The organism is Bergeriella denitrificans NBRC 102155 (genome assembly GCF_001592185.1).
In the GTDB taxonomy this organism is placed as follows: domain Bacteria; phylum Pseudomonadota; class Gammaproteobacteria; order Burkholderiales; family Neisseriaceae; genus Neisseria; species Neisseria denitrificans.
The window spans coordinates 1-858 of sequence record NZ_BCWL01000359.1 but is presented as its reverse complement, the minus strand read 5'-3'; the positions used below and the strand labels follow the sequence as shown (position 1 = coordinate 858).

General features: G+C 60.6%; 1 protein-coding gene. It reads left to right on the top strand.

Features of this window, described 5'->3' with window-relative positions:
* Positions 1-46 precede the first annotated feature (46 nt).
* Entirely contained in the window at positions 47-799 is a 753-nt protein-coding gene (locus tag BDE01S_RS10800) for a class I SAM-dependent methyltransferase (RefSeq protein WP_066081464.1), read from the top strand.
* The last annotated feature ends 59 nt before the right edge of the window (positions 800-858 follow it).

The window sequence follows — 858 nt, the reverse complement described above, 5'->3', positions numbered from 1 at the left end:
GGGGCATTTGCCTTATCCCCGATACGTTTATCAGAAAAGAGCGAATATGACGGTAATCTATATTGCGTCCGAAGCGGCGGACGAGGTGCGTGCGCTGGCGGAAGCTTCCGGCTTGGCGCGGGTGTTGGCGGCGCCTGAGGGCGGTGTGTATCTCTTGGCGGATGCCGACGGCATCAGTTTGTGCAAGGCCGGGGAGAAAGGGCGGGTGCAGGCGGATTTCGGCGGCGGGGCGGCGCAATACCGGCGCACCAAAGGTGGCGGGGAGCTGATTGCGAAAGCGGTCAACCATACCGCCAATCCGACGGTGTGGGACGGCACGGGCGGCTTGGGGCGCGACAGCTTCGTCTTGGCATCGCTGGGCTTACGCGTGCGGGTGTTCGAGCAAAATCCTGCGGTCGCCTGCCTGCTGGCCGACGGCTTGCGTCGGGGGCGGCTGCTGCCCGAAATCGCGGAAGTGGTCGGGCGGATGATGTTGCATACAGGCGACACTTGCACGCTGATGCCGCAGGTTGCTGCGGCATACGGTCGGCCGGATGTGGTGTATCTCGATCCGATGTACCCCGAGCGGCAGAAGTCGGCAGCGGTGAAAAAGGAAATGGCGTATTTTCACGAGCTGGTGGGTGTGGCGCAGGACGAAGCTGCGCTGTTGGCCGCCGCGCGCGCAACGGCCAAAAAGCGGGTAGCCGTCAAACGCCCGCGCCTGGGCGAGTATCTGAACGGGGAGAAACCGGCTTATCAATATACGGGCAAAAGCACGCGCTTTGATGTGTATCTGCCGTTTGAGCCGGTGAAGGATTAAGGGGTAAAAAAAGCCGTCTGAAAAATAGGGTTTTTCAGACGGCAAAATTTTTAGAAATG

Bases quoted from the DNA above. Each gene is read 5' to 3' on its own strand.
- BDE01S_RS10800 (WP_066081464.1), top strand. From the start codon at position 47: ATGACGGTAATCTATATTGCGTCCGAAGCGGCGGACGAGGTGCGTGCG.